Source organism: Sphaerospermopsis sp. LEGE 00249 (assembly GCF_014299995.1).
Classification (GTDB): Bacteria; Cyanobacteriota; Cyanobacteriia; order Cyanobacteriales; family Nostocaceae; genus Sphaerospermopsis; species Sphaerospermopsis kisseleviana.
This window is the reverse complement of the sequence record NZ_JACJUZ010000005.1, coordinates 102,793-111,050: the sequence shown is the minus strand read 5'-3', so window position 1 is coordinate 111,050 and position 8,258 is coordinate 102,793. Positions and strand designations below refer to the sequence as shown.

Genomic DNA, 8,258 nt, shown 5'->3' with positions numbered 1-8,258 from the left:
TAATCATGTGTCTCTCAACTAATATCATTTCTTCTTCCTCCGCTCGGCCGAACGCTTACCATAAATTCGAGCCGAAAAAGAAGACATAAGAGATAGCATATCTTCAACTAACTCTGCTTCATATGTTGTGTCTACCAGGAGTCCTTACAGCTACTAGTTTACCTTCTTTGTCCCAAAGTCTAAGAGTTTTAATTGTGACATTAAGCTGCTTTGCAACTTGTCCTATCGTCAGAAGCCTCTCCATCAGTTAAATCCTCAAATATGGAAAACCAATGATCATAGAACTTCTGAAATTCTTCGGGAGTAGGTACTTCTTCCAACTCAACTGCGTGAGGGAAAACAGAACCATCATCAAGCTCAAACTCTGTAGAACTAACACGAATAACTTTCTTCCTTAACATGATCTCGACCTCAATACTATAATCATAGCATACCACGAGGAGATTTGTGGAGGTTTTACCAGAAATGTTTAGGTATATAGCCTACAGTCCCAACCCCAGGAGCGGCAGAAGGATCTCCAGTACCTGACGCACCAGCAGGTACTGTCCTCCGGAAATTCCAGGACTACAAAGCCGGTAAGGTGGATCTCGACTACCCACGATCTATTCCTAGTCTCCCTGGTTCATTAAATCTGGTAAAAATCAAGCCTTTTGGATATCCAGCGGCTGATATTACTTCAGTAATTGTGGAAATCAGTAATCGCAGTGCCGAAAAGTTTTCAATTGTTGGTTTGACCGAAGATGCTTTAGGGATAGCACAACTAGCACCATCTGGGGATACCGCTATTAAGTTAGCGGGATTCAAACCTGCTAAGGCAGTTGCACGCAATGTAACAGGAACTACCGCTCAGACGAGAACATCCAAACTGACGGGTCTGCCTTACAAATCAAAGGCTTCATCGTCGTACACTTTCCCACTAGGAAGAACAACCTCTAACCCATCTTTCTCCGAACAAAAAGGGGCAATTATCGCACTGATTGAACAAACTCCCAGTAGGTCTGTCTCCTTCATTCCTGAGAAATTCTGATGACTTTATTCTTGATAGAAATTCATCCTGGAGGGGCGTGTGAAGATGAAATCAAGAATTTAATAGAGAGAGAGGAAGTCGCCAGTCTGGCTAGGCAGAAATTTATGGCTGGTGAAATTTCCTTTCAAGATTTTCTTGATTGTTTGGAAATTGCCCAAATTGATGTCAATGATTTTTTAGAAATCAATGATGAAAATGCGAGGTTAATGGGGTTCTAATTATGGGGCGTGTAGTTGAATTTAATAGTTCTAATTGGGATTCTATTTTTAATTTTTCAGCCACTGCTGGCACTACTGGCGGCGAATCTTCTCACATCCCTATTCCCCCGGCTACCGCCCCAATAATTTTAACCTCATCTATTATTGCGGCCTATATCAGTACGACCGTGCCGGAAGGACGGCGCTGGACTTTTGGAGGTTGTGCTGTTAGGGAATTTAGAAGTGGGTTAACTGTGGGGGGTGTTTCAGATGTGGCGAGTAAACCCGAATTTTTGTATGTGAATAAATTAACTATAATTTTCTTCCCCAAGGTGACTGTTGAATATACTCTTTCTTTCTACTTCCCTACTTGGTTTAAGTCTGTCAGTTTGCAGTGCTGGCAATATACGGGGACTGACGATACAACGGAAGATATTACATTAGCCCAAGAATTTGCAAATTTAAATTTCAAAATAGATCAATTAACAAACCAATTAATAAATTAGCTTGGCGATTTTAAAATGAGGTGAATTTGTGGCGGAAATCGAGATATTAATAGGATTTATAGGAATAGAAATTGCTCTTGCCTCTTTCCTATATAAAATATTCAAAAATTTTAAAGAGGAAATAGAATTACAAATTGATTCCAAAACCAAAACCAATTATTTGGCTATGGAATCAATAATTAAAAATTTGGATAAGAGGGTGTCCGCCCGCTTATCAAATCTGGAAGATAGATTTGTTGAGCTTCACCATTGTATACAGCAAAGGAAAGGTAATTAAGGAATCAAGAATTTATTGAATGAACAAACTTAACTGACCAGGGGAGATGGGTATAGCCTTTCTCCCCATTTGTTAGTCATAGTGCCTTTCAGGAGTCAGGAGTCAGGAGTCAGGAGATAGCCTTTCTCCCCATTTGTTAGTCATAGTGCCTTTAACTGATGCCCCCAAAACTTGAACTTGCTGCTAACGGACGCTCTAACCCCTTCAATTTTTAAGAAAAGGGGACCATGTTCACAGAGTTGGCTTGATATGGTAGCTTTTTTGCCTTTATACTTGCCTACCAGAATTTCAACCCCATCGTTTAAGTCAACTGCTAAAGTTTGGGAAGTCGGAATCGCTCTCAAATCCCCAAAGTCACAAACAATGCGCTTCCCATTCAACTCACAGTCACAAACTTCTAGACCATCCTGGATCGAGACTACTCTCACCATCTGCTGATTTATTGCGGAAAAATATTCTTGCCCCACTTCGAGTATAGGTAGGTTAATCGCCTTCACTGGTTTCTTCGGCGCGGGCTGTTTCATTTGTTTGATAGCTTGCTGCTCTTCACTGGACAAGCATCCATAAACCGCCCTCTTAAATTCCTGACACCAACCTACAGCTAATTGCTCAAGCATCTCCCAATCTTGAGCCGATATACATTCTCTGAGGAAATCTGCGCTTATTGAAGGTTCGACTTTTTCTAAATCACAGACAAGGTGATTCCCGTAATCTGTTCTGAAGTACGGGGGGGCAATTCCTTTTATTTGTACAACAGTCTTTTCAAAAACACTATTTACAGCATTAGCCATTCTGTCTATCAAAACAAAATCGCCAACCTTAAAACTCACGCTAAGGGGTGCAACTTCGTGGGGGGGGTGCAACTTCCTTGATATCACTACTTTCTAGCTGTTGCACCCCTGTTGCAGGGGGTGTAACCGGAGTAACAGCTAAATTATTGATACCTTGTGCTAGTTCAGTAGTAGATTCTTGGGTAGGTTCTTGAAATTCTCGATAAGTTGCACCTGTTACAGGGGGTGCAACAGGGGGTGCAACAGGCTGGATTGTAGATATATCAATAGTTTCGGGATAAGTTGCACCTGTTACACCTGTCGCATCTCCAAAGTCAAAATTTCTATTTTTTTCGTAATTTAATTTTTCCCATCCCCAACGTTTATTTTTGGACAGTCTTTTGTGGGGACAAAGTTGAAGAACCTGATTCCCTGACAGTACGTGCTGTAGAACCTCTTTTGATCTTCCTCGTCCATTGAAGGATAGGTATTCACTATGGCTAGATTTTTCACAATATCTTTCGCATCCTGGATCTTGATGTCTAAATTAAGGTCTACTGCTATTTCGAGATGAAGGTCATCTAAATCTAGAACACGCCCATCTAATTCAATGCCTTTGGTTTTGGTGTTGTAGCGCAATTTATGACCCCAACCATCTCTAATTATGTAATAGTTCCTGGTTAAACGAGACTTGAGAAACTTATAACGTTCCTGAACCGCCTCATTGATAATGTCCAGCCCTTTGGTGGTTTCCTGCCTTGAGGCAATGTCCGCCGCAAGATATGGATCTGCAGTAATATACCTGACGAAAACCTCAGCAACATAGTTAGCAAACGCCGGGTCAAGATAGCTGGCGAGGTGAACTGCCATGATTGGGTGAACCCAGGTTACAGCACCATATCCCCTACCAGTTGAATAAATGAACTTATGAGATTTTGTCCCTCTATTTTTTAGGTATTCAGTATTGGCTGTATTATTGAAGCCTTCCATTACTGAATCCCTAATTTTTGGGCATTCAGTATCCACTGTATTATTAGCATCTTCTGTCACTGAATCCCTATTTTTCAGGGTATTTTCTTCTAACGCCTTGAGTCTTGCTTTTGTTTCTGGCAACTCCTTCCAATTATCTAGTCTATAACCAAAAGCCTTAGCCCATTTGGTAGCGTTAACATAGCTGTCCTCTCGTTGTGCATCTTGCACCAACTCACTGAACTTTTCTATATCTGACATGAATTAAACTCCTTGTGATGTGATTTCTTTGATAAATGCGTCAATTGCCTTACCTGGGGTTGATTGTCTGCCTACTTTCAGCTTTTTCAATACTTTGTCGCGTACTGCCTCATAATTTACTGACTGCCTGAGAGTTTGGGTGTTATCTCTCAAGCGACCAACTCCCCCAGGCGTTCATCAAACTCACTGGCAATCGCTTTTTCTACTTCCTGCCTGATCAGTTCTTGGATATTTGCACTGTTGAGAATTTCAGACGCACCCAAGATATTTTCTATTTCCCGTCTAATTATTTCCTGAATGCCTATGTTGTCTACAGGCTTGTTATCTTCTGTAGACGTGCCTAATATACTTCTCAGTAATCTGGCAGCAGTTACGTTTAACGACTCTTCATCATCTGGGGACTGTAGAGATTGCAATACCTCAATCTCATAATCACTTAAGCGGAACGAGATTACTTTACTTGCCATTGTTGACCATAGTGTAGACGACGATGTTTACATTGTAATCAAATACTGCATAGATGTAAACAGGTACTAACAACAACTTTTGTTGACAGAAATCAAACCATGATTTAGAATGTGTACATAAGAAAAAACAGCAGTGTTTACAGATGGCGATAAGTCGTAGCGTCGCACGCTTCCTATTAATGCTTACTGGATTTCTTTTTTTATAACTGTGAAAAAATTAGCGTAACAAGACTGTTACGGTTATGCGCCCCAGTAAGAGAGATGGCCGTCTCTCCTACTGGCACGACTTCACCAAAATCAACTCCACTGATTAGGGCATTATTATCATGACAAAAATTCAGCAAATCACCAATAGCTCAATTGGTGAATCTGTCAACTTGTCCATTGAGGCATTAGAAGAACTCAAATGGCATAGTCAACTCATTGATATGGCAATCCAACTAACGAATGAGTTTAGCGAAAAGAATTTTGACCGGATAGCCGTATTGCTGGATGCTTACCAGGGATTCTTGACAACAGACTTGGATACATTACAGTTTGAATTGAAACAACTGAAAAAACATATAGACAATGCTTAAAACCTAACTCAACATCTGCAACACCGCGACTCATATTTTGCGGTGTTTTTTTTGTACGTAATCACTTGCATTTTTAAAATTGCACTTCCATGACCGTAAGTAATGGTAAGTTTTGGAAGTAGCGGTAAGTACGGTAACACAAGCACTTCCTTTACTTCCGTTACTTCCCAATCTATAACTTTTTAAGTTACAGGCATAGAAAACCTAACTGGCAGGCGAGGTTAAGCAATAAAATTATGAACCCACCAAGATTATGACATACCGCAAAACATACACAAAGTGCAACGTAAAATGCAGCAGCTAACGTTGCAGATTCTGATGCAGAATCAGTTCACAGCGGTTTGTATCATGCCCTGGTAAAATTTTAATTTTTGTGAATACCACCGACTACAATCGGTGGATTTTTTCATGATTTTTTGTATATTAGGAGTCTCTTAATCCGCTGGTTCTGAGTTCAAATCTCAGATCACCCACTGCTTTCATGCCAAATCAGTATTTTAAAACATATATATATGATAAATTTATTTTTATATTATCAAATTCCCAAACTTAGGACTCCACCACCCTTTTGCGGTATGAAAATAAGCCGCATCCTTATGTTTTTTATCCTTCCAAGAATCTTGACCAGAACAACGTAACATAGTTTTATTCTCTCCATCTTTAATATAACTATACTCCTCCAACGGTTTCTTGCATACCGGACAAGGATAAGATGTGAGTTTAGTTTCCGATTTATTAGTCTTTTCATCTGCTGATATTTTTGTTTTCGGTGCTTCCCAACGTTTATGAAAATCACTCCAAAACAAAACAATATTTTCACACCCACTCACACATTTAAGAAAGTATTTCTTCTTCACCTTACTACTAGGAATTTTCACTAAAAAGTTACTACATTCAGGACATTTGGTTTTTGAACTTTCATATTTACGCTCAACTTTACCATGATTATTACCAGTATTTCCTGAATTAATAACCACAGTTTTAGCTTTAGACAGCGCAGGGACAAAATAACTTTCATTCCAAGTAGTTAAATAAGATTGCCAGGAATTTTTACCTTCAGCAATTTTATCTAATTCGGCTTCCATCTTGGCGGTAAATTCTGCTTCTAATAAATCTGGTAATGCCTTTTGTAAAAACTCATCAACTTCTAACCCTAAACTTGTAGGATGAAGATGATCTTTTATTAATTCAATATAATTACGTTTCTTTAATGTAGCCACTGTAGGCGCGTAGGTACTAGGACGACCAATACCTTTTCTTTCCATTAATTGTACGAGTTTTGGTTCACTATATCTTGGTGGTGGTTGGGTTTGTTTCTTTTCATGTCCGGCATTTTCTAAAGTTAATTTTTGCCCCTGTTGTACAATTGGTAAAACGGCATCTTTACCCAAATTAGGCCAATATTTCGCATAACCATAAAATTCTACAACTTGTCCCCTAGCTTGCCATAAAATATTACCTGATTGAGTAATTATTAGAGTTTTTCTCACCTGTGCCGGACGACATTGAGACGCAACTGCTCTTTTCCAAATCATCACATACAGGTTAAACTCATCTTCAGGTAATTCTGCTCGTAACTGTACCGACGGACGGAATACATCTGTAGGACGAATTGCTTCGTGTGCTTCTTGTGCTGTTTTGCTACTACGATGTTTTTTTACTTGTTGTGGTACGTTTTGCGGATCATGTTCTTCTAACCACTTACGCACACTGGCACAAAATTCAGGACTTAACATCACTGAATCTGTTCGCATATAGGTAATTAAACCCGCCTCATATAGCTTCTGTGCCACCTGCATAGTTTTTTCCGGGGCAAATTTCAGTTTAGATCCGGCTGCTTGTTGTAGGGTGGAAGTGGTAAAAGGTGGAGGGGGTTGACGATAGGTGAGTTTACCTTCAACTTGGATGACTTGATGGGGATGTTGTTTGGCTTCTGCAACTAATCTATCTGCTTCTGCTTCTGATAAAACCCGCTTAGATTCTGGTTTGTCTGGGTTATTACTAGCTGCATCATCGTGGGTTTCCGTTTCCGTTTCTGGTGTTTCTGTGGGAGTGTTAGCTGTACCTTTGTAAAAAACGCGAAATCCTTCTTGATAATCTACCCACACACTCCAATAATCTTGGGGGACAAATACTTGTATTTCTCTTTCGCGCTGACAAATAAGGTGTAATGTCGCGCTTTGGACTCTACCGACGCTTTTTGCACCATTATTTAATGCCCAAACTAGAGGACTACCTTTGTATCCTACTAGCTTATCGAGACAATCTCGACATAATCCCGCACCGATTAAGTTAGAATCAAGTTTTCTAGGATGAGCGATCGCACTTTTAACCGCCGATGGTGTAATCTCAGTATAAACTACTCGCTTGGGTTCTCTTAATCCCAGGGTTTCTTTGAGATGCCAAGCAATGGTTTCTCCTTCTCTATCTGGGTCCGTTGCTAAAATGACTTCATCAACTTGTTTAACAGCAGTTTTAAGTTGTTGAATGGTTTCTTTAGCCCGTTGGTCACGGGGGATATAATTACAACGGACACTGTTACCTTCCATTGTAAATCCTAGTGAATCTTCACCTTCGTTACTGAGTTCGCGGATATGTCCACAACTAGCGCGAACTATCCAATCTGTACCGAGAATTTGACTCAGTTTTTTGACTTTACCGGGTGATTCAACCACTAAGAGGCGTTTGGGCATAGCGTACAAAACCTTAACCGAAAAGTATAGAATTAATTATGATCATGGGTTAAAGTAAAAACCATAGATTTTTTTACCATCTTCAAATCTATATTCACGATTGTACATATCATCAGGATCATAACCCACATCACCGACAAAACAGAATAGACATCTCCAGAAAAGAAATTATGGAACCTATTTATGGGGGCAGGGCGAAGCATTTGGGATATCTAGATGTGTGATTGTTCCGTTAAATTATCGCCCAAATGCTTCGCCCCTACAAATTATGACAAATTAATAGATATCTCCGAAAATTACATAAGCATAACCTGAAACCCATTCGTAGGGACAATTCATGAATTGTCCCTACATCTTTTTCGGAGAAGTCTAAGAGGACTTTTAAAATATCTTCTTATATTAATAAATGTTGCATTTTCTCATCTAAAGCTTAATCCATAACCAGCTTGCATCCAAATATTACTGAGATAGAAAAATTGATATTACTAAGTGCAAATATTGGAAGCATTACCA

At 39.6% G+C, this 8,258-nt stretch carries 11 protein-coding genes; 5 read left to right on the top strand and 6 right to left on the bottom strand.

Annotated features, from left to right (window positions below):
* Nucleotides 1-118: 118 nt before the first annotated feature.
* Both H5968_RS26030 and H5968_RS03445 read right to left on the bottom strand, forming a co-directional pair.
* Nucleotides 119-244: a MerR family DNA-binding transcriptional regulator gene (locus H5968_RS26030; protein WP_187038818.1), complete on the bottom strand. Its 126-nt coding sequence runs from the start codon at nt 242-244 to the stop codon at nt 119-121.
* The gene (locus H5968_RS03445) at nt 201-401 is read right to left on the bottom strand and encodes a hypothetical protein (protein WP_187038824.1); all 201 of its coding nucleotides are present in this window, start codon (nt 399-401) and stop codon (nt 201-203) included. The genes H5968_RS26030 and H5968_RS03445 overlap by 44 nt, the downstream gene beginning before the upstream one ends.
* A gap of 179 nt (nt 402-580) precedes the next feature.
* Between H5968_RS03445 and H5968_RS03440 the strand changes: the two genes are divergently transcribed.
* The 4 genes from H5968_RS03440 to H5968_RS03425 are packed head-to-tail and all read left to right on the top strand — an operon-like array spanning nt 581 to nt 2,007.
* Nucleotides 581-1,027 carry a hypothetical protein gene (locus tag H5968_RS03440; protein ID WP_187038817.1) on the top strand — a complete coding sequence of 149 codons (447 nt, stop codon included), beginning with the start codon at nt 581-583 and terminating at the stop codon, nt 1,025-1,027.
* Nucleotides 1,027-1,245 (top strand): hypothetical protein, encoded by a 219-nt coding sequence (locus H5968_RS03435; protein ID WP_187038816.1) that lies wholly within the window; start codon nt 1,027-1,029, stop codon nt 1,243-1,245. Before H5968_RS03440 ends, H5968_RS03435 begins: the two co-directional genes overlap by 1 nt.
* Before the next feature lie 2 nt (nt 1,246-1,247).
* The gene (locus tag H5968_RS03430) at nt 1,248-1,730 is read left to right on the top strand and encodes a hypothetical protein (RefSeq protein WP_187038815.1); all 483 of its coding nucleotides are present in this window, start codon (nt 1,248-1,250) and stop codon (nt 1,728-1,730) included.
* 28 nt (nt 1,731-1,758) lie between these two features.
* A complete protein-coding gene (locus H5968_RS03425; protein WP_187038814.1) occupies nt 1,759-2,007 on the top strand; it encodes a hypothetical protein in 249 nt (82 codons plus the stop codon).
* A gap of 140 nt (nt 2,008-2,147) precedes the next feature.
* On the opposite strand, the gene H5968_RS03420 is transcribed toward H5968_RS03425, so the two are convergent.
* The 3 genes from H5968_RS03420 to H5968_RS03410 all read right to left on the bottom strand — a co-directional run bounded on the left by H5968_RS03420 (nt 2,148) and on the right by H5968_RS03410 (nt 4,474).
* The gene (locus H5968_RS03420; RefSeq protein WP_187038813.1) at nt 2,148-2,798 is read right to left on the bottom strand and encodes a hypothetical protein; all 651 of its coding nucleotides are present in this window, start codon (nt 2,796-2,798) and stop codon (nt 2,148-2,150) included.
* Between the two features lie 339 nt (nt 2,799-3,137).
* On the bottom strand, nt 3,138-4,007 hold the full coding sequence (locus H5968_RS03415; protein ID WP_187038812.1) for a KilA-N domain-containing protein: 870 nt from the start codon (nt 4,005-4,007) through the stop codon (nt 3,138-3,140).
* A 149-nt stretch (nt 4,008-4,156) separates the two neighbouring features.
* Nucleotides 4,157-4,474, bottom strand: coding sequence for a hypothetical protein (locus H5968_RS03410; protein WP_187038811.1), 318 nt, complete (start codon nt 4,472-4,474; stop codon nt 4,157-4,159).
* Between the two features lie 326 nt (nt 4,475-4,800).
* Between H5968_RS03410 and H5968_RS03405 the strand changes: the two genes are divergently transcribed.
* On the top strand, nt 4,801-5,052 hold the full coding sequence (locus tag H5968_RS03405; RefSeq protein ID WP_187038810.1) for a hypothetical protein: 252 nt from the start codon (nt 4,801-4,803) through the stop codon (nt 5,050-5,052).
* A gap of 527 nt (nt 5,053-5,579) precedes the next feature.
* Here the strand turns inward: H5968_RS03405 and topA are convergent.
* Nucleotides 5,580-7,745 (bottom strand): type I DNA topoisomerase, encoded by a 2,166-nt coding sequence (gene topA, locus H5968_RS03400; RefSeq protein WP_187038809.1) that lies wholly within the window; start codon nt 7,743-7,745, stop codon nt 5,580-5,582.
* Nucleotides 7,746-8,258 lie beyond the last annotated feature (513 nt).

Bases quoted from the DNA above. Each gene is read 5' to 3' on its own strand.
- H5968_RS26030 (WP_187038818.1), bottom strand. From the start codon at position 244: ATGGAGAGGCTTCTGACGATAGGACAAGTTGCAAAGCAGCTTAATGTC.
- H5968_RS03415 (WP_187038812.1), bottom strand. From the start codon at position 4,007: ATGTCAGATATAGAAAAGTTCAGTGAGTTGGTGCAAGATGCACAACGA.
- H5968_RS03410 (WP_187038811.1), bottom strand. From the start codon at position 4,474: ATGGCAAGTAAAGTAATCTCGTTCCGCTTAAGTGATTATGAGATTGAG.
- H5968_RS03435 (WP_187038816.1), top strand. From the start codon at position 1,027: ATGACTTTATTCTTGATAGAAATTCATCCTGGAGGGGCGTGTGAAGAT.
- H5968_RS03420 (WP_187038813.1), bottom strand. From the start codon at position 2,798: ATGGCTAATGCTGTAAATAGTGTTTTTGAAAAGACTGTTGTACAAATA.
- topA (WP_187038809.1), bottom strand. From the start codon at position 7,745: ATGCCCAAACGCCTCTTAGTGGTTGAATCACCCGGTAAAGTCAAAAAA.
- H5968_RS03405 (WP_187038810.1), top strand. From the start codon at position 4,801: ATGACAAAAATTCAGCAAATCACCAATAGCTCAATTGGTGAATCTGTC.
- H5968_RS03445 (WP_187038824.1), bottom strand. From the start codon at position 401: ATGTTAAGGAAGAAAGTTATTCGTGTTAGTTCTACAGAGTTTGAGCTT.
- H5968_RS03430 (WP_187038815.1), top strand. From the start codon at position 1,248: ATGGGGCGTGTAGTTGAATTTAATAGTTCTAATTGGGATTCTATTTTT.